Genomic DNA, 24,306 nt, shown 5'->3' on the forward strand with positions numbered 1-24,306 from the left:
TTCACAAAAAGAAAGTGTTATATTTTTACTGGTTGATTAGCTTTTCAGAATGGGGGTAAAAAGGCACTTTTTTCACCCACAACTTCAAGGCATTCCAATAGATCAACCAGAGAATTTTTAGCGTCATTAAAGGATATTGATACAGTACTCTGTTCAAGGCACCCGCATTAATTTCTTGTCGCTGTAAGTTCAAACTGGCATCCATCTCCATGGTTTCATCTCGCCAATTTTCCAAATGAATCACCAGTTTTTTCTCCGGCAATCGGCTACGCCAGTGGTACATCATCGACATGGGATTAAAGGGCGAAACATGCATGGCCTTTTTAAACTGTATACGCTGAACCTTTTGAGTTGGTTCACAGGTCAGGACATAGGCGTGCCGCTCACCCCAGGGAGTATTCGTGACTTCCGCCACGATATGACTCAGATTTTCCGTGTCATCAAAACAGTAGTAACAAGTGATCGGATTGATGATAAAGGCAAAATAACGAACATTGGTCAGCATCCTAACCGAGCCTGAGGGCCGCACACCGGTTTCAACCTCTACGAGTCTTTTCACCGCCTCTTTGACAGAAAGCCCCGTGGGCCCCAAATAATCTTTTCGCTGAAAGCTTGCCAATGACCAGCGAGATTTAGACCAGAAGGGTGTCAACGATAAGATTTGGTCCACCTCGTCAAGGTCCAGATACATCATGAAGACCGGGTATTGCAAACGATGAGAACGAGGGTGAAACCGGCGATGACGTACCGTCCCCTGATAAATCGCACTTTCAAACATGGCAGGCTTCCTCACTCACAATCATTAGCCTCAATCATTTTCAACGACCTCAATTTCATGAGCGGGTTCCTCATCCAGTTGGGTTGATTGATTATGTTGTGCCGCAATCCCATCCGCAACCTTCAGACCACTGCTGCAGCCATCCTCATGAAAACCGTTGGCCCAATAAGCGCCACAAAACCACGTCCGGTTGACACCATTAATTTCACTCCAGCGCTGGCAGGCTGCCACCGAGTCCAGGGTGAATACAGGGTGACTGTACTCATAGCGACCTAACACCGTTTCTTCACGAATATGGTCGGTATAATTGAGCGTGACACAAAAGGTATGCGGAGCATCAATCCCCTGCAAAATATTCATGTTATAAGTCAGTACGGCCTGTTCGCCCTGCTCGTCTGCAAGACGATAATTCCAACTTGCCCAGGCCAGCTTTCGACTGGGTAACAAACGGGTGTCGGTGTGTAACACTACCTCATTTTTCTGATAGCGCATGGTGGAAAGCAGCGAATGCTCAGTATCACTGACATCATCCAGTATGGCTAATGCCTGATCACTGTGACAAGCAAAAACCACCTCATCAAAGGACTCCACAAAACCATTCGCCAACTTCACCAGCACGGCATCCGGGGTACGCAGGACTCCGTCCACCGGACAATTGGTGCGTATTTTCTCTGCGAAGCCCTCGGTTAAGGGCTTCAGATAGCTGGCAGAGCCGCCTTCTATCACTCGCCACTGGAGGCGATGATTGACACTGAGCAAACCGTGGTTTTTAAAAAAACGAATGAAGAATACCAACGGGAAAGCCTTCATGGTGTCTATCGAGGCAGACCAAATTGCACTGCCCATCGGTACCAGGTATTTCTTAATAAAGGTCTCTCCGTACCCCCGGGTTTGCAGGTACTCCCCCAAACTGGCATCGGCCGAAATCACCCCCCCCTCCAGGTCGGCAATGGCTTCGCGATTAAAACGCACAATATCTCTCAACATTCCCCAGAACTTGGGTTTGACCAAATTTGATCGTTGAGCAAACAATGTATTCAGATTGTTGCCGTTGTATTCCAGGCCGGTGCTTTCACAAGTGACACTAAAACTCATTTCTGTGGGCTTGGACTTGACCTGCAGACTGTCCATTAACCGAATAAAGTTAGGGTAAGTCCAGTCATTAAAAACAATAAAGCCGGTATCGATGGCGTAGCGCTCGCCGTCCATCACAATATCTTTTGTCGCGGTGTGCCCACCAATGGTGGGCGCTGCTTCAAACACTGTCACGTCATGAGACTGGTGCAAACGATGCGCGCAGCTTAACCCCGATATGCCCGAACCAATCACCGCTATTTTCACTGATTATTCTCCTGCAAATACTGTTTTATTTGTCTTGAGATTCCTCAACAAAGATGTTCCCTGTTGCGGTTTCCTGTCTATTCGTCACTGAGTACTGTCTGCTCGCCAATAACTACTGTCGACAACTACTGTCGACGCGCTACTGTGGACTGTGCACTCGCGATTATGATTGTCTACTGTCGTTTAGGTACTGCGGGTCAGTTGAGGGGCTACCCATCGCCGCCACAGCCCCGGCAACAAGCTGCCCACCCCCAACACCCAGTTCATCGCAAGGGGAAAACGGATAAAAGCCGGTTTCGAAGCCAAACGTTTGACAATGTGGTCCACGGCCTCATTCACCGGCACTAGAAATGGCATCGGAAAGTCATTTTTTGACGTTAAAGGGGTTTCAACAAATCCGGGCTGCACCACCGTAACCTTTATATTTTGCGCAGCCAGGTCAACCGCCAGCGCTTCCATGAAATAGGTCAAAGCCGCCTTCGAAGCCCCATAGGCTTCTGCCCGCGGGAAGATCACCCGACTGGCTTGAGAACCCACTGCAACCACATGCCTTGCTGCGTCCGCATTGCTCTCCAACAGAGGCAACGCGGCCGCCAGGCTGCGCACTGCCCCATAAAAGTTGACCTCCATAACCCGCTCCATCATCAGCCAATCCGGTGCGTTGATGTCGAGATATTCGCAGGTGCCGGCATTCAATATAATGCGATCCAAATAGCTGACGTGTTGACGTAACTGGTGCTGGAGACTGTCAATACAATCCGGCTGAGCCAGATCCGCGGGTACAGCAATAATCTGGTCAGACTCTGCTGCCAGAGCTTCGAGGACCTGGGCATTTCTGGCCGTAACCAACACCTGATTGCCCAGTGCCGCCAGTTTTTTAGCCAGCTCGAGTCCGATACCGCTGCTGGCCCCCGTTATCCAGATGATCTCACCGTGTGGCAGAGCCATAATCTTCTCCCTAGGCCGCCAATCGACGTTTAAGAAACCGTGTTGCTGAGCCCAGCACGGGAATATGCTCATAGAGCATTTCACCGAGGTCATAAACGTCTTCGTGATAGTGAATTCGGTCCGTAAACTCAATGTGACTCATGCCGCGCACGCTGTGAACTTCTTTCCCCAGGCTCGGGTGACGAAAATTCATATTCCATTTGATGTAAGCTTTATCATCGCCGATAAGCTCATCAAGATATTCAAATTGGCAGAATTCGACCCGCTCACAGAGGGTTTCGAGGTACCCCAACACATCCGCAGCCCCCCTAAGCTCATGTACCGGGTCGCGAAAAATAATGTTGTCGGCATACACCAGAGCAAACCGGTCAACCGGCAGGTGACTCAAGTTCCGATACAACTCTTTAAATTGAACAATGACGTTTGGCACAGTTTTCTCCAATATTCCCGTTTGCTCCAACCCTTCTGCTCGCTCCATTACCTTTCGTGCTCCTCCAGCGTGAGTTTGTTCCAGCTTACCGGTTGCCACCCGGTCCTCAATGCGGCGAATGTTGCCCAACTGAACAATGTGTTAGCTTATTACGGTATGATTTGGTGGCTGGATCATAAAAAGATCGCTGACACCACGAATGTGATCCAATCAGGCTTGGCGCTCGTAAACAGACCTGTAGCCCTTATCATGGCCATAAGCGGAGTAATGACCTGACGCTGCCTCCCTAGCAACGTCAGGCACAACTTAGGACCCTACCTTTAATGGTGAAAAAACAAACAAATATCACAGAGCTGGGCCATTTGCAGGAACTGATTGAACAAGTGGCCAAATTGCGCGACAGGCAGGCTTTTTCCAGCCTGTTTGAACATTACGCCCCGCTGCTCAAATCCTACAGCCTGGCCAGGGATCCCGGCGCCTATCTGGTGGCTGATGAGCTGGTTCAGGAGGTTCTGATCAAAGTATGGAACAAAGCCCATCTTTACGATGCCGGCAAGGCCAACCCCAACACCTGGATATTCACCCTGGCCCGAAACTGTCGGATTGATTATCTGCGACGCAATGGACGCTTTGGCAACGAAGTGACTTCGGAGGACATCTTTGATCACATCGAAGATGAGCAAAGCGGTCCTTTTGAACAGACGTTACAAAAGAAAACATCCCAGCAAGTGCAGAACGGTCTGGGCAAGCTCCCTGCCGAACAGGCCCAGGTGCTGAGAAAAATTTATATGGAGGGCAAGACTCAGCAGGAAGCAGCGCTTGAACTCAGCTTACCTTTGGGAACCGTGAAATCACGTATTCGCTTAGCATTACAAAAACTCGAGATAATTATTCGAGGTTCCGAGAAATGATGCCTACACAAACCATTAAATATCACCCAGGTGCCGACCGCCTGACTGCATTTTCAGCCGGTGCCCTGCCCTTGAGCCAGGCACTCTGTATCAGTGCTCACCTGCAGTATTGCCAACAGTGCCGCCGTCACCTGACAACCCTGAATCAGGTCGGTTCACAACTGTTTTCCGATTTACCGCCGATGGAGGTTTCGGATAAGCTCAAAAACCGTATCCTGGCACAACTCGATGAGCCGTCACAGACCAAAGGATTGGAACAATCAGGTGATTCTGTAAGCCCCGACAGCTCTCAGCAACCAGCCGACCCGCACAAAAAAGCGGCCGGCAATTTACCCCGCTGTTTGAACACATTGATACCGGATGGCCTTAAGGCCCTGCCCTGGAAGCACCTGAGCCCGTCCATCTCAGCCGCCAAACTCTGCAATGACGTCAACGGCAGCAAGGTCGAAGTCATTAAAATCAAGCCTGGAGGCCAGGTAGCCGCCCACAACCACACCGGTGAAGAGATCACCCTGGTGCTGGAAGGCAGCTTTTCCGACAGTGCTGGTGTGTACAACCGGGGCGACATTATTTTCCGCAATAAAGACGATAAGCATCATCGACCCATTGCCAGTCAGGACGCTGAATGCGTGTGTTTGACGTCCGTGGAAGCGCCCATACAATTTACCGGTTTCTTTGCCCGACTGTTTAACCCGTTTATCCGCCGCAGTCATTATTCCAGCTGAAGAGATCATTCATCACAACTGGAACAACAGGCCTCCGTCAGCGTAAACTGACAGACTGAAAGCTCAGGGCTACCCTCCGTGGTGGCCCTTGAGTCCCGCCCTCCTTCAGCAAGAGTGTTCAGAGGTCTATGTACAAGCGGTTTACATTCCCCGGTTTGATCCTGTCAGTGGCGGTTATGCCGATCGTCTCAGGCTGCACACAGACTCCTGCCCCCCCAGACTGTCCCGATACATTGGTGACGTCGCCGGCGAAAAGCGCTGGCTGCCTGGCCGTTCATCAACACCGTTTGCTGGTCGTACAGGGGATCAATCAAAAAATCAGTATTCCCGGCGGCAGCGGCAATCCGCAAGAGCCCGCACACTGCACAGCACACCGTGAGACCTGGGAAGAAACCGGTCTGAACGTGAGGCCAACCAAACTGGTAAGGGTGTTCGACAATGGCTTTCACTTGTTTGAATGCCAGTGGGGGGCGGAAGTGCAGGCGCAACAGCCGCCAAAGCAGAGCGAGGTGCTGGACACACCACCGTTTTTTCTCGAAATCAGACAGGCAATGTGGTTAAACAGTAAAGACTTTGCTCAGTACGAATGGCGTTTTCCCGAGCAGAGGGAATGGCTGCAGCAACTGACGAATGATACTTCTCACTAGAATAATACCCCCTCCTTAAATGGCGCCGCTAACAGGCTACCCGCTACCAACTTTTGCCGATTAATACTCCGCCAGGTATTGCGGATCAGCTAGATCTCGCCCTGTTCCAGCTGAAAAATTTCCTTGAGGATATTTTGCCACTGTGAGTACTGATCCTGGAGGTTACCATCCAACTGAATCACGTTGTCGTCCAGGTTAAGAACCGTTGGCAAGACTTCGTTGTTAAAGCCCGCCGCCAGTTCATTGAGATTCATTTGCTGAGTGCGGTACCACTCATAATCACCGTACACCTCATTCATGGACGCCAGGCTGCCGCGTCGAAAACCACTGCTTTTCCCCACCTGACGGGCTTTATAGTCTCTCATGTAGACCATTAGCTCACGACTGTACTGGCGCCAGCGTTGATAGGTCGGCTTCATTTCGACAAACAGGGCTGAATACTGCTCATCGACGGTGTCAATGAAAAAGTATTCGTAATCACGCAACCGCGTCACCCGTTTCAGCATCGGATCGTTCCGTGCTGGCAGACGCTTAAGCACATACTGACCCTGGTCATTTGTTTGCAAATAGGTATTGAAGGCATTGGGCGCCAATTGCTGACCATAGCGTAACACCGCCAATTGATGAATGGCCTGCAACTCAGACGCCGTCAATTGAGAGTGGACAGCCTTAAGGTCCAACGCCAGTCGGTCAAAAAGGGGCTGAAAAGGATCAACCCGGGAATCTTCGTAGGCAGCGGCATTCACGTTCTGGCGATACACCTTGTTCAGCCACAGGCGCTGGCTGCTGTCTTTTGCCAGGATCTTAATCTGCAATTGCTCACCATTGGACACCTGAATTTCGCCACTGATCACTAACTCGGTGGAGGCATGAGCATCCGGCATCACTCGCACAGCGCCCCACTGAGAGGTCGCCTCCAGGGTCTGACGCAATAAAAAGGGCAGATATCGGGTTTCTGCTTTTCTGACCAGCGGATAAACCCCCTGTTCTTTCAAACCGGCTGGATCTGAACCGTCTTGAGACCCAAAAATCAGGATGCCCACATCCAGCTGTGCATCAGAGCGAACAGCGCTTGCGGATGCGGATGTGGGCAACGGGGGCAAAGCCTTGAGTTGCTGAGCGGTCTGACGCTGGCTTTGGGGAGCCCCCGATTGGGAACCGGTAGCCACCACGACCGTCTCCACAGCGCCGGTGGTCGAAGCCGGGCCGCTGGTTGTGCAGGCGGTGACGCCCCCCAACAATAACGCGGCAAACCCCATAATCCACAGAACTGTGTTTGACATACTGATTCCTGATTCCATCAATCCGCATTCATAATGACTGGCTTAGGCGCTTGTGGAACCATTCTCTCATCTTCGGCTTCTGACGTCAGCGTACACACCTTGCCCTTCTCTACCGTCTGCTCACAAGAGTAACCCTGACGCCGTTTCTCAAATTTGGAGTAGGAGCGATTTAACGTAAACGGTTCCGGTGCCTGATCGGAGTACATCGTCGTAGCCACATTGATTTGTTGGCCGTTGGCAGACAACGTTAAACGCTGCTGAACCACCAGGCCCTCCGGCAAACGCAGTTGAAACACCAGCTGATGCCCATCCCAGCCACACACTTCCGTGGCAAACGGATTATCCGATTGCTGCAGTCCCCGAGAGGGAAAGTGACATTTCAAGGCAAAAGTCCCCTCACGGGTGACGTCAATGTCTGTGACCGTTTGCGCGATGTCCATGACCTGAACCCTGGATATTTTCTCGACAAACTGCGCCATCGCCACCACCGTTTGGGCCGTGCGCTGATTGATGGGCGACATACGGTTACTTTCCATCTGTCGACCATTGGCCTGACGCGCCATGCTACGTCGCAACCGATAAAAGTAGGCATCCAGCTTGGCGTCGACACTGTCGTTCAGGCTGAAGTCCATCTCCCAACTCCCGGAGAAATCATGGCGCTTTGCGTCCCGGGCTTTAACTTCCCCTCTGGGGCTGTTTTGACAGCCCGCAAGGAACATCAGCCCCATCAGCAAAAACACAGACGTTCGCAGGTGAAAAGGATATTTGGACAAGCTCTTTTCCTAAACGGTTAACGGTGGGTTTGCATAGCATGGCAACTGGAAAAGCCTACCACAGCATGTTTCAATGAACTGGAACCTGACGGCTGGTTGATTTTAGAGCTGGGTACCACTGCGGTGTTAAAAACAGGCTCAATTCGGTCATTTATCATACACAAGTTCTTTGTTTCACCTGTTTTGTCTGGTATTGGCTGCCTCGCATTCAAAAATCAACAGTTTGTTCAGACTGTAAATTTATCTTTCCGTTCATGCGGACAGGGAGTTTCATTTCCCGATACAGTTCAACCAGCTTTACAGCACTGCACCGGTCAATGTAAAAACCGGGGTTACCGGACAATACCGGAGCAGTTCCAGGCAGCTTTCATGACACTTTAGTGTTAATGACTGAGCCACTTCCAGAGTAAAGGATTTTCACCATGCCCGATTCCACCACCTACCCCCTTGACGGCGCCTGCCAATGCGGTCAGGTTCGCTACCGCTTGTTGGAGGCCCCGTTATTTGTCGCTTGCTGTCATTGCAAGGAGTGCCAGAAACTGTCCACCAGTGCGTTCAGCATTACCGCGATGATCAAGCGAGAGAGTCTGGAAGTTGAAGGTGATCTCCAACATTGGCAGCGGCCATCAGCCAGCGGCAACATCAACGCGGCGGCCTTTTGCCCCACCTGTGTCAATCGCCTGTACCACTACGACCCGGACAAACCGCAATTTCTCAAACTCAAACCCAGCTCTCTGGAGAATACAGAGATCATAAAACCCAGTAAACACATCTGGGTCAGCCAAAAGCAAGCCTGGTTCGACATTCCTGAGGGAGTGGAGCAGCACATGACCCAACCGGATCTCACGGAGACGCTATGAAATCGTTGAGTACAACTCTTATCGGCATCGCACTGACCCTCACTGTGGTGAGCCCTTTCACCGCGATCGCTGATGACGACGCAGAGAATACTCCAGCAGTAAATGCCAGCCAACAGGCCATCGACATCGCCCACAAATACCCAATCGTCGATGGCCATATTGATGTCCCCTATCGCCTGCAGAGGCACTGGGAAGACGTGACTCAGGCCACCGAGAAAGGCGATTTTGATTATCCCCGCGCCCGCCTGGGCGGATTGGATGCCCCTTTCATGTCCATCTATATCCCCGCTGACCGGGAAAATAACGGCGCCAAAGCGCTGGCTGATGTGTTGATCGATCAGGTTCAGGCCATCGTGTTTCGCGCCCCGGATAAGTTTGCTCTGGCTAACACAGCAGATGACATCCGCAGCAATTTTAGCGCCGGTAAAATTTCTCTGCCAATGGGCATGGAAAATGGCGCCGCCATAGCGGGTGACCTCAAGAACCTGGAACATTTCTATCGGCGTGGCATCCGCTACATCACTCTTGCACACGCCAAAGCCAACCACATTTCTGACTCCTCCTATGACAGTTCCAAAATCTGGAACGGTTTAAGTCCGTTTGGAAAAACCCTGGTGCAGGAAATGAACCGCCTGGGCATCATGATAGACATCTCTCATGTGTCAGACGACGCTTTTTATGACGCCCTGGACGTCAGCCAGGTACCGGTGATTGCTTCTCACTCCTCCATGCGCCACTTTACTCCCGGACTTGAGCGCAATATGGACGATAAAATGCTGACAGCTCTGGCCAAAAACGGGGGTGTGTTAATGATCAATTTTGGCAGCTTCTTTCTCACTGAAGAAGCGATGCAGTGGGGCAAACACTACAAAGAAGCCAAGGCCACGTTTGAAAAGCTGCAAGGTAACCGACTCACACCGCAAATCAGTGAGTCCTTTAACCGGGCCTACCGCAAGCGCTTTCCCTACCCCTACGCAAGTGTAAAAGATGTGGTTGCCAATATTGATCGAGCACGTAAAATCGCAGGGATTGATCATATCGGCTTAGGCTCAGACTTCGACGGCGTCGGCGATACCCTGCCCGAGGGACTGAAAGACGTATCGACGTATCCGGTGCTCATTGATGCCCTACTGGAACGCGGCTATCAGGAGAGCGATATCGCCAAAATTCTGGGAGGCAATGTGCTCAGGGTGATGGAACAGGTCGAAGCCTTTGCCGCCCAGTATTCGAAAAGTTCTGCAGAGGAATAGGGATTACATGAATTCAAGCACCACCACCTTCGTATGGGATCGCCACACCCGTCTCTTTCACTGGAGCCTGGTGCTACTTTTTTGCCTGTCGTTAGGGACCGGACTTAATGGCGATATGGACTGGATGGAGTGGCATATCAAATTTGGTTATGGCTTATTAGGGCTGATGGTATTCCGCATACTGACCGGCATCTTCGGGCGGGATTATGGACACTTTTCCCGCTTTCCCCTGTCCATAGGCTCCGTCAAAAGCTACCTGGCAGGGCAACAGACTTTTCACGGCCACAACCCAATGGGCTCCTGGATGGTGGTTGTGATGCTGATGGCCATAACCACCCAAATCATCTCTGGCTTTCTGACCACGGATGATTTTTTCTTTGAAGGCCCCTGGGTAAAGTGGGGCAATGACAGCTGGGTCAAGCTCGCCGGCAAAATCCACGATCTTAACTGGATCATTCTGGCGGTATTGGCTGGTCTGCATTTACTGGCCATCGTCTTTTACCAGTTCTGGAAAAAAGAGAAATTGGTTAACGCGATGGTCACCGGCCGAAAGCAGGAGAAGGTGTCTGAAAATACCACCGCAGCGCCAATTCCCTTGTGGGGCGCCGGGCTGCTGGCGGTAGTTGCCGGCGGATTAACCTGGGGGATCATTCTTCTGCCAGGCTGGCTATGAAAGAATGACCCCTGTCGAATCGTCAGCTCGTTCAGAATGGCACGGCTTGTGTTTGATCGTAAACGTATCCAGCACAAGCCGAAAAAGGCCTAAGCATAAAACCTCGGCTGTTAACACGACGCTGTTAAAAGCCCCTCTGTACACCTTGTCTTTAAAACTTTTTTTTTAAAACTTGCCTTAAAAACGTAGATTTTAAAGTTTAGTCTTTAAAGTCGTCATGACAGCCCTTACAGGTACCGCCCAACTCTTTAGCGGCTCCGGCAAAACTCTTCAGATCGCCGGACTTTGACGCTACCGCAAACGCATCCGCCTTGGTCACAAACGCATCCATCGCTTTCTTGAATTCTTCAGGTTTTTCCCAGATAGCGGGTAAAGCATCCGTTTCCCCGTCCCCTGAGCCTTCCGGGAAGCGCTCAACCGCAATACGAGCCAGGCGGGCAATGCTTTCCGCGTGAAACTGGTTTTCGTCCCCTAGAGCCTCCGGGCTTTTCAGCGTAGCAAACACAGAAGAAAAATGGCCGCCAATGGCTTCCATGGTGGCTTCCCGATGTTTGATCTGTGATTCAACATCCGCTGATACGCTGACGCTCATGGCTGAGCTCAAAAGAGCAGCTGACACCAACGCGGTCGATAAATAATGCTTTTTCATAATGAATTCCCTAATCACAATGTATTCAGCAGAGACTGCCAAAAGTTATCGGCCAGCGCAATCACAAAACTCGCTTTGTCGCCCCAAATTCAGACACAGGCATCACGAAATCTCCCCAAAAAAAGAAAGCTCATACCTTATTCTGGTTTTCTCATGCCCCAGGTGTTTCTCACCGGCGGGGCATTTAGACGGGGTATTGAGATCAACCTAACTCGGCTTCCAGCTGCTCTGCTTTCTGGCAGTTCGGGTGAGTGCGAAGTTGCTTCAGGTAGGATTCCAAAACCGGGAAAAAGGCCAGAGCACCGGATTGCTCCACCGCATCCACCACAAAGTAGACCATGATGTCGGCGCCGCTGAGCGTGTCGCCGACCAGATAGCGCCTGCCGTCCAGCTGCTGACTCAGGTAGGTCAGGACTTTTAATGCCTCGCCATCGGCATAGTCCTGCAGAAAATTGGTTTTAGCCCCGTCTTTTTGCAGGAACATCTTGAGGAGCAATGGCACCATGGCAGAGCTTTCCGCAAAATGAATCCACTGCAGATACTGTACATAGTCGGCGGAGCCCCGCGCTGGCGCCAAACGGTCAGCCGCATATTTCTCGATCAGGTATTCGGTAATGGCCCCGGACTCCGCCACCACCAAATCCCCGTCTTTAATCACCGGAGACTTCCCCAGCGGGTGAATAGCTTTCAGGGCATCCGGCGCAAGTGAGGTGTCCTTGTCCCGCTGAAAAGCTTCGATTTGATAATCCACCCCCAGTTCTTCCAGTAACCAGATAATACGCTTCGAGCGAGATTTATTGAGATGGTACAAGGTGATCATGGTAACTACTCCGAATAATGAGTCGTGTCTACCCAGCCGGGCATAGCAGCTGGGCATAAAATTAGACAGGATGATGGGTTGTATGGATTAACCGTGAATAAGGCCAGAGCGCTGCCGCCCTCTCCCCAACCCTCTTTATACGCAGAAACTGAGAGTCTGGCTCACTCACCCTCAAAACAAATCCGTGCCACCTGCCAAGCTCTGCATCCATCCAGCCAATGTTCAATAAAGTTATGCACCGAAAAGAGTCACGTGCCAGCCACCGGACATCCCGCTTTCGCGAAACATCGTCTAACTGCTTGATATTCAATCATCTTAGCGGTTTGAAGCACAAAACCGCCGTCGTCAAAAACAACTCACAGATGCTGGGGATAACTCTGTGGACAAGCCGCCGACAAACGCCCCAATCCCAGCAAAATGCCCGCTTTCAGCAAATTGGTTACTCTGCGAACAGCTGTTAAGCGACCGCACATTCCCTGTGCAAGTTCACTCTTTCGTTAACCAGTTTGATGCATTCTCACCCAGATCACCGTCGACAAGACCTCGCGGTCAATGGCCAGGCGGCCACCCCCGCTGAGGCTGGCACGAAATATGACCGACCGCTTTAGAAACCGTTCAAAATTGACGCCACCACCACCACCTGGGGCACAGTCACCAAGGGTAAGAACAACGCAACTTTCCAGGATCGGGTGGTGTCTTTCAGCACCATGACCTCGGTGTAGTCGGTGGAAACACCCGTCATTAAAAACGCAAAGCTGTTACCCGGTGCTCCTGCCCGGGTCAACAGGTCAGCCGCAATCGGCGTGGAGCCCTCCGAGCACACCTCAATGATGGTCGCCGCCACAAGAGTAACAATCAGACCCAGTGCCGTCGGGCCAAACCAGGTTTGAAAATCCTCCAGCGCCACAAAACTGCGCAATGTGGTGGCAAGCAGGACCCCAAACAACAGCCACCGGATCACCATGCGCGACCCTCTGATGCCGTCCCATAAAATGTCAGTCAGCAAAGACAGCTTCCACTCCACTTTTGCCAGCGCCGCCTTGCATTCAGGCCAAAGCTTGTAACCGTCTGGCAAATCCGTGCTGGCAGGGTTGCCCGGCAAGGTGCCTCTCTTCACCAGGAGGTCGAAGATGCAGCCACTGATCACCGCGATTACCATCGACAGCGCGATAAAAGCCAGCGTCCAGGGCAACCCGATTAAAGCCACCAAAATGATCGTCAGAGACAGAGAATTCCACGGACTGGCAATCAGAAAAGCCATGACCTGCCCCAAGCTGGCACCACGCTGGTAGAGCTGCATGCCCACCATCAAAATACCGTGACTGCACAAGTCCATCAGCAATCCCGCCATAGTCGCCCGCCAGACCCCTCGCAAATTACCACCCTGCCCCAGTACCGCAGTGACCATCGCCTGAGGAATGCGGCTTAACAGCCCCACGAACACTGCAGCCGCCACAACCCCCCACCACATGGTGTTCATCAAGTCGTACACACCGTGACTCATGGTGTGTAACCAGGCCGGCATGTCCGCGTCAATGCCAGTGGCGTGCAGCAGGTACATCACAAGCACACCGCTCAGGCTACCCCACAGCAGCCAGTCAAAAGACGATTTACCCTGGCTGTCCTCGCTGTCACAACAGGACGTGGTGGCTTTGACAGGCTCGCTGGGCGAGCTCCCGCAGCAGGCCGCGGCGCTGACCGAGGCAGCGCTTTCAGCACCAGCCCCTGCCGTCACCGGCCGATAACCCGCCTCATGTTCGGCTGATGGCTCTTGTCTGGCTGATGGCTCATATTCCGCTGATGGCTCTTGCCTGGCGGACGCACAGCAGTCCGGTGCGGACGGTTCCGTCCCGGTGGTTTTGTCGTCTTTGACATCATGACAATCCATTAACACGTCTCCTGATCAGCCAAATTATCAATAATCGCGCATTGCGCCACTTCATTGCCGGGGCAGCGCTGCACCAGATCCTGTAAGGTATCGCGCATGTGATTCAACTCCACAATTTGAGCCTCTACCCGCTTCAGTTTCCCCTGCACCAGAGACTTCACCTCTGAACTGTGTCTTTCCGGATTCTGGTACAGCGACAGCAATTGCCGGCACTCTTCCACGCTGAACCCGGTCGCCCGTGCCCGCTGCACAAAGCGCAGCACATCGAGATCTTTGGTGTTGTAATCCCGATACCCGTTTTCCCCGCGGCTGGCGGGGCCAATAAGTTCAATGCGTTCGTAATACCGAATGGTTTTGGGGGACAGGCCGCTGGCCTTGGCTGCTTGGCTAATATTCATAACCCTCTCCTGGATCTCTGTCCGGTGCGATGTCAGACCGGTTACCGTTAACGATAGACCTTACACCTACTGGAAGGTCAACCCAAGAGATCCCCGTGGTTAATTCGCGAGTTTTGGCGCCTTTGCCCCAAGGCAGACAGGATCCAATAGGCCGTATAATCATCAATGGGTATAATACTGATATGCCATTATTCTTAAAAAAACGCCAAAACCTCACGCCCCCGCAGCCTAAAGCCCGCATGATTGCCGTTGATGATCCCGGTCATCTGGGGTTCGATTACACCATCCGGCTGTCTCGGCGCCAAAGTGCGGCTATTGAAATACGCCACGGCAAAGTGCTTGTGGCCGCCCCGCACCGGACGGCACAACGGGATCTGAAACTGTGGGTAGAGCAGAAAGCCCATTGGATCCGCAGCAAGCTGAAGCAACAGGCGCAACGGCAGGCTCAAATTCCGACCCCGCAGTTTTCCGAGGGCGAAACCTGGCCCTGGCTGGGACACCCCATGACACTGTCGATTCGGCAGGGCAAGCAGCTTGGGGCACAACATCACGGTCAGAGTCTGTTCATCAGCCTGTCCCCCCGCAGCCGCAAGCCGGCAGCCGATCAGATTAAAACCGCACTGCAAAGCTGGTATCAGCAGCAGGCACTGACACTGCTGGAAACCAAGACCCAATCAACCTGTGCCCGCCTGCAACAGCTTGGCTACTCCGTTCAGCACACCCGAACTCAGTTGCGACGGACCAAAAGCAAATGGGGACACTGTACTCGTCAAGGCGTGATCCAGTACAACTGGCTCATTGCCCAGGCCCCGGAATGGGTGGTGGACTATCTGGTGGTGCACGAGTGTTGCCACCTGGTCCATCACAATCACAGTCGTACCTACTGGAACCTGGTGGCCACACTCTACCCGGACTATGCATTGGCCCGGCAGTGGCTTAATCAACACGGTCACACGCTGACCCTTTAGGAGATGTCCCTGTGTCCCCGGCCATCTGTTAAAGCCAACGCCCCGGCAATGACGGCACTTGCCCGACCGTTAGCACACCTGGTGTGATTGAAACCACACAACGGAAAAGAATAAACTTGATGGAATTCATAGAGTTAAGCTACAGTTATTAGAAGTTGTTTTCGATCCCAACCAATCTCTTACATAATTAGAAAAATCAGGGGGAAGCAGCCAATGGAATACCTAGACTCGACCCATCCCGAGTGGAACAGCATGTGGCAACAGCTCGCGGCCTACGCCATCAACAACGGCGATCATCGCTGCTTACATCAGGGCTTGAGCTGGGAATATATGGGATCGACTCTCGACCACCATAATTTTCGCCACTCCAGGCATCCGGCAACGGGGCGCATCGAACACATCTACCTTGAACGCCTCCACGTTGCAGCCAATTGGGCGTCTTGATCAATTTCCAATTACCCCCTGACTTACCGCACCACGTTGACACATCTGGTCCCGGCGGCGCCCTACAACCGTGCTGTTATTTGTACACTTTTCCTGCAGCTAAAATTATTTAATGGTTTTCGCACCTTCACACAAATGTCATGTTGCCAGCCTAGTTTGTTTTCTGGTACAAATTGTTTAAGAGTGTTTCACAAGGTTGTCATCCTCTAAATTGTTTCAGCGATTTTTGCATGTGTTTTCATCGCTTTGACACTCAACGATGTCAGTCTTAAGACGACCCGCAACACCGTCAGACACTCTCCAAGCACTGGGTAAGACGGTGCAATGCCGAACTGCTCAATGCGATGTTATCAGCCAGAAGGAAGGATGCTCGCTTATGGTAGATATGCAATTAGCTGACCCTCTCAGCAGTGAAAAACCCATTCTCTACGTTCTCGACACTAACGTACTCATCCACGACCCTACTGCCATACTGAATTTCGAAGAACACCACGTCATGATTCCCATGACGGTTTTGGAAGAACTGGACAAGCTCAAAGGAGGTAACAAAACGCTGGCCGCCGATTGCCGGCAAGCCATTCGGGAGATTGATAAAATCCTCGGACGGGCATCGCCCGAGGACGTTGAAGGCGGCGTACCGATCCCACGGGAGCACCTAAACGACGTTAACGGCAAACTTTCGGTCTTGATGATCAACCCACCTGAAAACATTTCCATCCTACCCACCAACATCAACGACAATAAAATCATCAACGACATTTGTCTGCTGCGTCATCAACACCCCAATCACCGCGTTATTCTCGTCACCAAAGACATTAACATGCGCCTGAAAGCCCGGGGCTGCGGCATTGAATCAGACGATTACCACAGCGACCAACTGGTTACCGACATTGAGCAACTCAACAAAGGCTATCTGGAGATTGAAGGCAATTTCTGGGATCAGGTTGAAAAAGTCGAGACCCAACAACAGATGGGCCGTACCGTTCATCGCATACCCAAGGAGGACATTCAGTGTGAAGTGTTTCCCAACCAATTCATTATTGATGACTTAGGTTTTATCGGGCGAGTCATTGAAGTGGATAATGACGAAGTGCAGCTGCTGCACATCGACGCCAACAGCTTTATGGAGCAGGAAGCCTGGGGACTCAAACCCAGGGATGCTTATCAGGCAATGGCTTTGAATCTGTTGATGGATCCCGATGTACACCTGGTCAATCTGACCGGTGCTGCAGGCTCGGGTAAAACCATTCTGGCTTTGGCAGCCGCCATTGAAATGACTGTCGCCACCAAGCAGTATCGCCGCATCATTGCCACACGCAGCACTCAGGGACTGGATGAAGATATTGGTTTTCTGCCCGGTACCGAAGCGGAGAAAATGGAACCCTGGCTGGGTGCGATTACCGACAACCTGGAAGCCCTTCATTGTGATGATGAAGACTGTTCCGGCAGCATCGATTACGTTCTCAACAAAGTGCCTCTGCACTTTAAATCACTCAACTATATACGTGGCCGAAGCTTTCAGCACAGCTTGATTCTGATCGATGAATCGCAAAACCTCACCCCCCACCAAATCAAAACCATCATCACCCGCGCTGGCAGCGGCTCCAAAGTCATTTGCCTGGGCAACCTCGCGCAAATCGACACGCCGTTTATGAACGGCACCAGCTCAGGCCTGACCTATCTGACCGAACGCTTCAAAGGGTTCCAATACGGAGGCAACATCAAACTGCAAGGCGTACCACGCTCCATTCTGGCGGAATACGCAGAGGCCAACCTCTAATCGCAACAGCTGTTAGCAACAACCGTTAATCGTACCAGCATACTTCCTTCCACAGGCACCATAGACATCCCTATGGTGCCTTTCCTTTTTCGGCTGTTTTTTCTGGCCAGCCTGGCAACCAGTTTTATAGCCCCATACCAGGACGCGGCTGTCGCAAACCAGCTTTACGCAATCTCACGCAACATTCTTCCCGGGGGAGTATGTATCACTTTTCGGCAAGAGATCACGCCTAACAAGCCGATCAATAAGGCAGACCCTGCAATGCCCAACAGCCAAACCTGCCAGTGAAACCGCAGTGGGATATCCAGTACCCAGTATTGAATCGACAACAGCAAAATCTCTGCCCCCACCGCCGCCATGACACCGGAGAAGAAACCCAGCAGCGAAAACTCAATCCACAAACTGCCCAACAGGCGCTGGCGGCTGCTACCCAGAGCCCTCAGCAAAGCAGCCTCCTGCATACGACTTTCCATGCTGGCACTCACGGCGGCCCACATCACGAAGAAACCGCCCAACACCACCAGCCATAACATCAATTCTACCCCGGCACTGACCTGGGCAACGATGGCCTGAATCTGGGCGATTACCCGATCCATTTCAATCACCACCACGGTAGGGAAAGCCCCCAATAATTGGTTGATGAATAACTTCTGCTCCGGGGGTAAATACACACTGGTCAAATAGGTTGGAGAGAAATCATCGAGTGCGCCAGGCGACAGTAAAAAGAAAAAGTTAGGATTCATCGAATCCCACTTCAGGGAACGGATGCTGGCAACCCGAGCTTCTAACCGCAGGCCGCCAAGACTGAACTGTAAATCATCCCCCAACTCCAGCCCCAAATCCTGGGCCGTCTGTTCTTCTACAGAAACGCCGTACACACCCCGCTCATGCCACCCATCCCACCAGTCACCCGCGACAATTTTGTTGTCACTGCTCATGGTGTCGGTCCAGCTCAGGTTAACTTCGCGGCGCAACATTTCGGCCCGCTGACGAATTTCATCGGTCGGCTCCTGGCCATTGATGTGGGTCAAGCGACCACGCACCATGGGAAACATGTGTTGAGGTTCCAAATCACGCTGAGCCATCATCGCCGTGATTTGCGGCACTTCATCAGTGGCTATGTTCATTAAAAAGTGATTGGGGGTTCCGGAAGGGAGTTGCAATTGCCAGTCTTCCAGTAACGTCGTGCGCAAACTGGTCAAACTGAGCAACAACATAATGGCCAGTCCAAAGACCATCATCTGCACCACACTCTGCTGGGCATTGCGCTGTAACCCCGACAAAGCCAGCCGCCAGACACTCCCGGCCCGACGCCCCAGCTGCCGCCCCAAGCCCAGCAACAAGGTGGCAAAGGCCGCCACCAGCACCAGCAACGCGATGATGGCCAAAACAATGCTGCCACTGAGCCACCAATCCCGGCTAAACAACACCACCAGAAAGATCATGGCCAACAGGCCCAGAAAAGCCTGCCAGTAATAATGCACGCTGCTGACGGCCAACTCCCGACGCAGGATTTTAATCGGCGGGACGGTGGGCAGATGCCACAGGGGGGGGGCCACAAAAAACACCAGGCACACTATCCCTGTCAGCAAACCGGGCAGCAATGACGTCCACCCGGGCGCAGCCAGCTGCACAGGGAACAACGATGAGACGCTGGCTGCAACCAGCGCTTGCAGCCCTGAGCCCAGCAACAGCCCAATCAGCGAAGCCGCCAGGCTCAGGACCAACAGCTGTACCGCATACAAACGACGAATTTTGTTACAGCCCGCGCCCAGGCTTTTCATGAGCGCCACCTGATCTACGTGCCGCTGGGCAAAACGCCTCGCGGCGATGGCGATGGCAACACCCGCCAACAACACACTGATCATGGCCGATAACATGAGAAACTTGCGACCGGTATCCAATGTCTTCGCCAGCCCCTGCTGAGCCGACTCCACATCCACAATGCGCTCGTGAGGAGACAACAGCGGCTTGAGCTCCGCCAGCATGCTGCGCAACGTGTTTTCCGGCCCTGACAACAGCCAACTATAGCGAACCCGACTACCAGGCTGAATCACCCGGGTTGCCGCCAGATCCGACTCATTCATCATCAAACGTGCCCCAAAGGCGCTGAAGTTACTGCCCCGGTCAGGTTCGTCAATGATCACACGGGTAATCGTCAGCGGCTTCTCACCCACCACCACCTCTTCCCCCAATGAGACATCCAAGAGCGGCAATAAGCGGGAGTCTACCCAGGCCTGACCTGCCGGTGGGCCACCGGCAGCAACTGAGATTTTTTCCGGGTCTGTGGCAAAGGGCTGCTCACTGATCGTCAACTCCCCGAGCAGCGGGTAGGCTGCACTCACTGCCTTCACGGAAGCGAGGTGCATGTTGTCACCGGAATACACCATGGAATTGAAGCGTATGGTTGTCGCGGTACCAAGTTGGTATTTATCCGCCAGTGGCTGCCATTCCGGTGGACGCGGCTGGCTGCTTCGTACCACGCGGTCGGCGCCCAGAAAGGTATGGCTTTGAGCGGTTAACGCCGTATCCAGGCGATCAGTGAACATTGAAATACAGGAAACAACCGCCACGGCAAGAATCAGAGCACCCGCTAAAATTCGTACCTCACCACTGCGCCAGTTGCGCCACAACAACCTCAACGGCAGCATCAAGCGGCCTCACACGGTCGACGTTCAACCACCTTACCGCCTTCCAGGCTCACACGCTGACGGCAACGCTCTGCCAATCGCTGCTCATGGGTCACCAGAACCAGTGTTGTGTTGTGCTCCCGGTTTAACTCGAACAGGAGATCAATGACATGCGCTCCCGTGGTCGAATCCAGGTTACCGGTAGGCTCATCCGCAAACAAAATGTCGGGTTCACTGGCAAACGCCCGGGCTATGGCGACCCGCTGCTGCTCGCCACCCGACAATTGCTGTGGATAGTGCTGCAACCGGTCATTCAGTCCCACTCGGGTCAAAAAGAATTCGGCCTTACCACGGGCATTATCCACCCCGTGCAACTCCAGCGGCATCATGACGTTTTCCAACGCGGTTAAGCCCGGTAATAACTGAAAAGACTGGAACACAAAGCCGACATGTTCGGCACGCACTCGGGCACGTTTTTCCTCGCTTAATGCGGTTAAATCATGCTGATGCAGAATCACCGAGCCACTGCTGGGCTGATCCAGGCCCGCCAGAATACCCAACAACGTCGATTTTCCTGAACCCGAAGCACCGGTAATCGCCAGACTATCGCCCGCAGAGACCTGCAGAGAGACCTCGCTCAGGATAGTCAAGGTACCGGCGGCAGTGGTCACTCGCTTGGTCAAGGCCTGTGCTTGTAACATAAAAAAGTCCAGTTAATAACGCGTGTGTATTGCAGTTTTGGTGGTGGCTCAAAACCCGGCAAGGCTCTTGGGTCAACTTCCGGTGAGTCTCTTAAATTAACTTCCGGTGAGCCTCTTAAATCCACTTCCGGTGAGCCTCTTAAATTAACTTCCGGTGAGCCTCTTAAATCCATTTCCGGTGAGCCTCTTAAGGGTACATGCCCGCGAGCCTCTTTGCCTCACCCACGGTGAGCCCCTCAAACCCCATCGGGCTGTAATTCACTAAATGATCACTGTAAATGACCGGTGTGGGATGGCGGGTCGCAAACTTACCCCTATTGTTGATGGGCCACATAGCAGAGTCCAAGATTTTCACAGAACTTTACTCAGGCGGGCCATTCCACTCGTATCCCGTTAAAATGCCTACATTTTTTCCTCGCAACCCCCTTAATTCGCCCTTTCTCACCGTTTCCTCACGGGCACCACACAAGTTACCCCAGAGCTAACTCAGAGCCACCCTCTGGACATCTACAGCGCTAACAGTGACACTAAGGCGCAAAGCCACTGTTACCGGAATTGAAGATTGCGTTCGACAGGTCATCGCAACCCTCGGGAAAATCTTCGCAACCATTAGCTATGATCAACCCTCACCAGCCAAAGGATTCTTGCTTGATGTCTCGCGTGCTTAGCGGCGTATGCTTCATACTGTTACTGATTACTGAAAACGGATTAGCCAGCCCTGCCTCTGCCGCGCAAAGCCAAACGGAATGTTCAGCCGGAACCATCCTGATCCTGGGGGATAGCCTGAGTGCCGGTTACGGTATTGATGAAAGTGCGGGCTGGGTTTCTCTGTTGCGTCAGCGCTTAGAGGAACAGCAAATACCACTGGAAGTGATCAATGCCAGCGTCAGCGGTGAAACCACCAGCGGTGGAGTCAATCGCTTACCGCGCTTATTGGAGGAAATTCAACCCCGTATTGTGATCATAGAGCTGGGAGGAAACGATGGCTTGCGTGGCTACCCGATACCGTCCATGCGCAATAACCTGCAAAAAACCATTGATTTGAGCCGTTCGCAAAATGCAGACATTTTATTGGTCGGCATGCTGATCCCTCCCAATTACGGCCCGCGCTACAGTCACCTGTTCAGTGAGAGCTACCCGCTGCTGGCAGATAAGAATCAGGTTGCCGTGGTGCCCTTTATCCTGGAGGGTATCGCAACCCAGCCCCACCTCATGCAGCAGGATGGCATCCACCCCACCGCGGAAGGACAACCGCGGATGCTGGACAATGTTTGGGAGGAATTACGGCCTATCCTGCCTCAACACACGAACTGCCCCTGACAGCCCTGCCCCCGGAGGTGCTTTAATCCAGGCCCTTTTTAATCCAGGCCCTTTTTAATCTAGGCCCTTTTTAATCCAGGCCCTTTTAGCCCAGGGCCTAAGTCCTGACGGTCGCCAGAAGCCATTTCCCCCAGCCATCACGGCCAGTCATCCGCTCTTGCTGAACGGACACACTAACCAATCGCCTCAACGTGAACGGCCATCAGCTGTACGGTCTCACGACCCCGAAACTCATTCACATCCAGGCGATACGCCAATTTAATCTTTTCAGCAGACGGGTTAGGCCACACGTCCACGTCGACATTAAAAGCAATGGCATCCACCAGTTGCTGCCCGGCCGGATCCATCGCCAACACCAGTTTGAGGTGCTTTTCACCCACAATGCGCTGTTGGACAAGATAAAACTCGCCATCAAACACGGGCTCCGGAAAATGCTGCCCCCAAGGCCCCGCCTCGCGGAGGGTATGCGCCAGCGGTAAGTTAAATTCATCCGCTGACAGTGCGCCATCGGATAAGATTTCAGCCTGCAAATCTGCCTGGCTTAGGGATTGTCGCACCACCTCATCAAACGCTTGCTGAAAGCGTGGGAAATCGCTTTTCTTCAAACTCATGCCTGCCGCCATCGCGTGACCACCAAACTTCGTCAGCAGACCTGGGTGCGCACTGGCGACGGCGTCCAGCGCATCGCGGATGTGCAAACCCGGGATTGATCTTGCCGAACCTTTAATCTCTTCCTCACTGGCATCCGCAAAGGCGATGACCGGGCGGTGAAAGCGCTCTTTAATGCGCGACGCCAAAATACCAATCACTCCCTGATGCCACTGCCCATCGTACAAACACAGCCCCCAGGGCATGTCGGCGCTGTCATTGAGCACCAGGGACTGCAAAGACTTTAACGCCTCCTGTTGCATGCCCGCCTCAATTGAGCGGCGATCTTTGTTCAGGTCATCCAGTTCGATGGCCATTTCCCGGGCGAGGTCCGGACTCTCACACAACAGGCATTCGATGCCCAACGACATATCGTCCAGGCGGCCGGCAGCGTTCAAACGGGGGCCCACGGTGAACCCCAGATCCGAAGCAACCAGTCGGTGACGTTGGCGCCCGGCAATCTCCAGCAGCGCCAAAATACCCGGTCGTGCCCGACCGCTGCGAATGCGCTGCAACCCCTGATGCACCAGAATCCGGTTGTTGCTGTCCAGGGGCACCACGTCCGCCACGGTTCCGAGCGCCACCAAATCCAGATAATTGCCCATGTTGGGTTCGGGGATACCCCGGCTGGCAAACCAGCCTTGTTCGCGCAAGGCCGAGCGCAGCGCACTCATCAGATAAAAAATCACACCGACACCGGCGAGGTTTTTGCTGGGAAATTCACACCCCGGTTGATTGGGGTTCACGATCGCTTCCGCATCCGGCAGTTCGTGGCCCGGCAAATGGTGATCTGTCACCAGCACACCAATGCCGGCCGCCTTTGACGCTGCCACCCCCTCGATGGAGGAAATACCGTTATCCACGGTGATGATCAGATCCGGCTTATAGCCTTTGGCGACCGCCACGATCTCCGGAGTCAGGCCATAGCCAAATTCAAACCGGTTTGGCACTAAATACTGAACACTGGCGGCCCCCATGTCCCGCAGTGCCAACATGCCGACAGCACAGCTGGTGGCGCCATCGGCATCAAAATCACCCACGATCAGCAGGGATTCCTGCCCGATGATGGCCCTCACCAAACGCTCCACCGCGCCCTGCAGGCCTTTTAACTGCTGTGGGCGCAACATCGCTTGCAGCGACCGCTCCATGTCACCCAGGGAGTTTACCCCCCGAGCGGCGTAAATGGACTGCAACCGCGGGTGTAAATTCTCTGGCCAGGATGATGTCCATTCAGGTGCAGAGCGGCGGGTAATTTTCGTGTTCATAGTTCTCCGGCGATGGTACCTAAGAGAGGTACGTGAGAGCGGCGCGAGGGGAAATGCCCAGCCTAAATGAAAAAGCCCACCAGGGGTGGGCTTTTTTTGAATCCGTGGCGCGTCATTGCGGGAGCCCGGCGACGACGCTATCTCACGCAAACGGGCACGAGGCCCTGGAGATTGTC

23 protein-coding genes are annotated in these 24,306 nt (G+C 53.0%); 10 read left to right on the forward strand and 13 right to left on the reverse strand.

What is annotated here, in order from left to right; all coding sequences use genetic code 11:
- Nucleotides 1–25: 25 nt before the first annotated feature.
- The 4 genes from G8770_RS02920 to G8770_RS02935 all read right to left on the reverse strand — a co-directional run bounded on the left by G8770_RS02920 (nucleotide 26) and on the right by G8770_RS02935 (nucleotide 3,545).
- On the reverse strand, nucleotides 26–778 hold the full coding sequence (locus G8770_RS02920) for a DUF1365 domain-containing protein (RefSeq protein ID WP_167181594.1): 753 nt from the start codon (nucleotides 776–778) through the stop codon (nucleotides 26–28).
- A 30-nt stretch (nucleotides 779–808) separates the two neighbouring features.
- Nucleotides 809–2,119, reverse strand: coding sequence for an FAD-dependent oxidoreductase (locus tag G8770_RS02925; RefSeq protein ID WP_167181596.1), 1,311 nt, complete (start codon nucleotides 2,117–2,119; stop codon nucleotides 809–811).
- 183 nt (nucleotides 2,120–2,302) lie between these two features.
- Nucleotides 2,303–3,067, reverse strand: coding sequence for an SDR family NAD(P)-dependent oxidoreductase (locus tag G8770_RS02930; RefSeq protein ID WP_167181598.1), 765 nt, complete (start codon nucleotides 3,065–3,067; stop codon nucleotides 2,303–2,305).
- Nucleotides 3,068–3,077: 10 nt separating this feature from the next.
- On the reverse strand, nucleotides 3,078–3,545 hold the full coding sequence (locus G8770_RS02935; RefSeq protein ID WP_167181600.1) for a nuclear transport factor 2 family protein: 468 nt from the start codon (nucleotides 3,543–3,545) through the stop codon (nucleotides 3,078–3,080).
- Nucleotides 3,546–3,820: 275 nt separating this feature from the next.
- Here G8770_RS02935 and G8770_RS02940 point away from each other — a divergent pair, with 275 nt between their 5' ends.
- The 3 genes from G8770_RS02940 (at nucleotide 3,821) to G8770_RS02950 (ending at nucleotide 5,780) form a co-directional block, all read left to right on the forward strand.
- Nucleotides 3,821–4,408 (forward strand): sigma-70 family RNA polymerase sigma factor, encoded by a 588-nt coding sequence (locus tag G8770_RS02940; RefSeq protein ID WP_167181602.1) that lies wholly within the window; start codon nucleotides 3,821–3,823, stop codon nucleotides 4,406–4,408.
- Nucleotides 4,405–5,133 (forward strand): ChrR family anti-sigma-E factor, encoded by a 729-nt coding sequence (locus G8770_RS02945; protein ID WP_167181604.1) that lies wholly within the window; start codon nucleotides 4,405–4,407, stop codon nucleotides 5,131–5,133. Before G8770_RS02940 ends, G8770_RS02945 begins: the two co-directional genes overlap by 4 nt.
- Nucleotides 5,134–5,261: 128 nt before the next feature.
- A complete protein-coding gene (locus G8770_RS02950) occupies nucleotides 5,262–5,780 on the forward strand; it encodes an NUDIX hydrolase (protein WP_167181606.1) in 519 nt (172 codons plus the stop codon).
- A gap of 89 nt (nucleotides 5,781–5,869) precedes the next feature.
- Here G8770_RS02950 and G8770_RS02955 read toward each other — a convergent pair whose 3' ends face one another.
- A complete protein-coding gene (locus tag G8770_RS02955; RefSeq protein ID WP_167181608.1) occupies nucleotides 5,870–7,063 on the reverse strand; it encodes a hypothetical protein in 1,194 nt (397 codons plus the stop codon).
- Between the two features lie 17 nt (nucleotides 7,064–7,080).
- Nucleotides 7,081–7,836 carry a hypothetical protein gene (locus tag G8770_RS02960; protein ID WP_167181610.1) on the reverse strand — a complete coding sequence of 252 codons (756 nt, stop codon included), beginning with the start codon at nucleotides 7,834–7,836 and terminating at the stop codon, nucleotides 7,081–7,083.
- A gap of 422 nt (nucleotides 7,837–8,258) precedes the next feature.
- Between G8770_RS02960 and G8770_RS02965 the strand changes: the two genes are divergently transcribed.
- The 3 genes from G8770_RS02965 to G8770_RS02975 are packed head-to-tail and all read left to right on the forward strand — an operon-like array spanning nucleotide 8,259 to nucleotide 10,619.
- A complete protein-coding gene (locus G8770_RS02965; protein ID WP_167181612.1) occupies nucleotides 8,259–8,696 on the forward strand; it encodes a GFA family protein in 438 nt (145 codons plus the stop codon).
- Nucleotides 8,693–9,946, forward strand: a complete 1,254-nt coding sequence (locus tag G8770_RS02970; RefSeq protein ID WP_167181614.1) for a dipeptidase — start codon at nucleotides 8,693–8,695, stop codon at nucleotides 9,944–9,946. The genes G8770_RS02965 and G8770_RS02970 overlap by 4 nt, the downstream gene beginning before the upstream one ends.
- 7 nt (nucleotides 9,947–9,953) lie before the next feature.
- Nucleotides 9,954–10,619: a cytochrome b/b6 domain-containing protein gene (locus tag G8770_RS02975; RefSeq protein ID WP_167181616.1), complete on the forward strand. Its 666-nt coding sequence runs from the start codon at nucleotides 9,954–9,956 to the stop codon at nucleotides 10,617–10,619.
- A gap of 199 nt (nucleotides 10,620–10,818) precedes the next feature.
- Here the strand turns inward: G8770_RS02975 and G8770_RS02980 are convergent, their stop codons facing one another.
- The 4 genes from G8770_RS02980 to cueR form a co-directional block, all read right to left on the reverse strand.
- Nucleotides 10,819–11,268 carry a c-type cytochrome gene (locus G8770_RS02980; RefSeq protein WP_167181618.1) on the reverse strand — a complete coding sequence of 150 codons (450 nt, stop codon included), beginning with the start codon at nucleotides 11,266–11,268 and terminating at the stop codon, nucleotides 10,819–10,821.
- 202 nt (nucleotides 11,269–11,470) lie between these two features.
- Entirely contained in the window at nucleotides 11,471–12,088 is a 618-nt protein-coding gene (locus tag G8770_RS02985; RefSeq protein ID WP_167181620.1) for a glutathione S-transferase family protein, read from the reverse strand.
- A 604-nt stretch (nucleotides 12,089–12,692) separates the two neighbouring features.
- The gene (locus G8770_RS02990) at nucleotides 12,693–13,976 is read right to left on the reverse strand and encodes a permease (RefSeq protein WP_167181622.1); all 1,284 of its coding nucleotides are present in this window, start codon (nucleotides 13,974–13,976) and stop codon (nucleotides 12,693–12,695) included.
- A complete protein-coding gene (cueR, locus tag G8770_RS02995) occupies nucleotides 13,976–14,374 on the reverse strand; it encodes a Cu(I)-responsive transcriptional regulator (protein ID WP_167181624.1) in 399 nt (132 codons plus the stop codon). The genes G8770_RS02990 and cueR overlap by 1 nt, the downstream gene beginning before the upstream one ends.
- A gap of 182 nt (nucleotides 14,375–14,556) precedes the next feature.
- Here cueR and G8770_RS03000 point away from each other — a divergent pair, with 182 nt between their 5' ends.
- From G8770_RS03000 to G8770_RS03010, 3 genes are all read left to right on the forward strand, one after another.
- A complete protein-coding gene (locus G8770_RS03000) occupies nucleotides 14,557–15,342 on the forward strand; it encodes a M48 family metallopeptidase (RefSeq protein WP_167181626.1) in 786 nt (261 codons plus the stop codon).
- A gap of 213 nt (nucleotides 15,343–15,555) precedes the next feature.
- Entirely contained in the window at nucleotides 15,556–15,786 is a 231-nt protein-coding gene (locus tag G8770_RS03005) for a 4-diphosphocytidyl-2C-methyl-D-erythritol kinase (protein WP_167181628.1), read from the forward strand.
- A 376-nt stretch (nucleotides 15,787–16,162) separates the two neighbouring features.
- Entirely contained in the window at nucleotides 16,163–17,566 is a 1,404-nt protein-coding gene (locus tag G8770_RS03010; RefSeq protein WP_243760243.1) for a PhoH family protein, read from the forward strand.
- Nucleotides 17,567–17,730: 164 nt separating this feature from the next.
- On the opposite strand, the gene G8770_RS03015 is transcribed toward G8770_RS03010, so the two are convergent.
- Both G8770_RS03015 and G8770_RS03020 read right to left on the reverse strand, forming a co-directional pair.
- Nucleotides 17,731–20,217 (reverse strand): ABC transporter permease, encoded by a 2,487-nt coding sequence (locus G8770_RS03015; RefSeq protein ID WP_167181630.1) that lies wholly within the window; start codon nucleotides 20,215–20,217, stop codon nucleotides 17,731–17,733.
- Complete coding sequence (locus tag G8770_RS03020) at nucleotides 20,217–20,897, reverse strand: ABC transporter ATP-binding protein (RefSeq protein ID WP_243760244.1); 681 nt, start codon at nucleotides 20,895–20,897, stop codon at nucleotides 20,217–20,219. Before G8770_RS03020 ends, G8770_RS03015 begins: the two co-directional genes overlap by 1 nt.
- Before the next feature lie 651 nt (nucleotides 20,898–21,548).
- Between G8770_RS03020 and G8770_RS03025 the strand changes: the two genes are divergently transcribed.
- On the forward strand, nucleotides 21,549–22,217 hold the full coding sequence (locus tag G8770_RS03025; protein ID WP_167181632.1) for an arylesterase: 669 nt from the start codon (nucleotides 21,549–21,551) through the stop codon (nucleotides 22,215–22,217).
- 173 nt (nucleotides 22,218–22,390) lie between these two features.
- Here the strand turns inward: G8770_RS03025 and recJ are convergent, their stop codons facing one another.
- Nucleotides 22,391–24,130, reverse strand: coding sequence for a single-stranded-DNA-specific exonuclease RecJ (gene recJ, locus G8770_RS03030; RefSeq protein ID WP_167181634.1), 1,740 nt, complete (start codon nucleotides 24,128–24,130; stop codon nucleotides 22,391–22,393).
- Nucleotides 24,131–24,306: the final 176 nt, after the last annotated feature.

Source organism: Pseudomaricurvus hydrocarbonicus (assembly GCF_011602365.1).
Classification (GTDB): domain Bacteria; phylum Pseudomonadota; class Gammaproteobacteria; order Pseudomonadales; family Cellvibrionaceae; genus Pseudomaricurvus; species Pseudomaricurvus hydrocarbonicus.

Bases quoted from the DNA above. Each gene is read 5' to 3' on its own strand.
- G8770_RS02920 (WP_167181594.1), bottom strand. From the start codon at position 778: ATGTTTGAAAGTGCGATTTATCAGGGGACGGTACGTCATCGCCGGTTT.
- G8770_RS02930 (WP_167181598.1), bottom strand. From the start codon at position 3,067: ATGGCTCTGCCACACGGTGAGATCATCTGGATAACGGGGGCCAGCAGC.
- G8770_RS02935 (WP_167181600.1), bottom strand. From the start codon at position 3,545: ATGGAGCGAGCAGAAGGGTTGGAGCAAACGGGAATATTGGAGAAAACT.
- G8770_RS02940 (WP_167181602.1), top strand. From the start codon at position 3,821: ATGGTGAAAAAACAAACAAATATCACAGAGCTGGGCCATTTGCAGGAA.
- G8770_RS02945 (WP_167181604.1), top strand. From the start codon at position 4,405: ATGATGCCTACACAAACCATTAAATATCACCCAGGTGCCGACCGCCTG.
- G8770_RS02950 (WP_167181606.1), top strand. From the start codon at position 5,262: ATGTACAAGCGGTTTACATTCCCCGGTTTGATCCTGTCAGTGGCGGTT.
- G8770_RS02955 (WP_167181608.1), bottom strand. From the start codon at position 7,063: ATGTCAAACACAGTTCTGTGGATTATGGGGTTTGCCGCGTTATTGTTG.
- G8770_RS02965 (WP_167181612.1), top strand. From the start codon at position 8,259: ATGCCCGATTCCACCACCTACCCCCTTGACGGCGCCTGCCAATGCGGT.
- G8770_RS02970 (WP_167181614.1), top strand. From the start codon at position 8,693: ATGAAATCGTTGAGTACAACTCTTATCGGCATCGCACTGACCCTCACT.
- G8770_RS02975 (WP_167181616.1), top strand. From the start codon at position 9,954: ATGAATTCAAGCACCACCACCTTCGTATGGGATCGCCACACCCGTCTC.
- G8770_RS02980 (WP_167181618.1), bottom strand. From the start codon at position 11,268: ATGAAAAAGCATTATTTATCGACCGCGTTGGTGTCAGCTGCTCTTTTG.
- G8770_RS02985 (WP_167181620.1), bottom strand. From the start codon at position 12,088: ATGATCACCTTGTACCATCTCAATAAATCTCGCTCGAAGCGTATTATC.
- G8770_RS02990 (WP_167181622.1), bottom strand. From the start codon at position 13,976: ATGGATTGTCATGATGTCAAAGACGACAAAACCACCGGGACGGAACCG.
- cueR (WP_167181624.1), bottom strand. From the start codon at position 14,374: ATGAATATTAGCCAAGCAGCCAAGGCCAGCGGCCTGTCCCCCAAAACC.
- G8770_RS03000 (WP_167181626.1), top strand. From the start codon at position 14,557: ATGCCATTATTCTTAAAAAAACGCCAAAACCTCACGCCCCCGCAGCCT.
- G8770_RS03005 (WP_167181628.1), top strand. From the start codon at position 15,556: ATGGAATACCTAGACTCGACCCATCCCGAGTGGAACAGCATGTGGCAA.
- G8770_RS03010 (WP_243760243.1), top strand. From the start codon at position 16,163: ATGGTAGATATGCAATTAGCTGACCCTCTCAGCAGTGAAAAACCCATT.
- G8770_RS03015 (WP_167181630.1), bottom strand. From the start codon at position 20,217: ATGCTGCCGTTGAGGTTGTTGTGGCGCAACTGGCGCAGTGGTGAGGTA.
- G8770_RS03020 (WP_243760244.1), bottom strand. From the start codon at position 20,897: ATGTTACAAGCACAGGCCTTGACCAAGCGAGTGACCACTGCCGCCGGT.
- G8770_RS03025 (WP_167181632.1), top strand. From the start codon at position 21,549: ATGTCTCGCGTGCTTAGCGGCGTATGCTTCATACTGTTACTGATTACT.
- recJ (WP_167181634.1), bottom strand. From the start codon at position 24,130: ATGAACACGAAAATTACCCGCCGCTCTGCACCTGAATGGACATCATCC.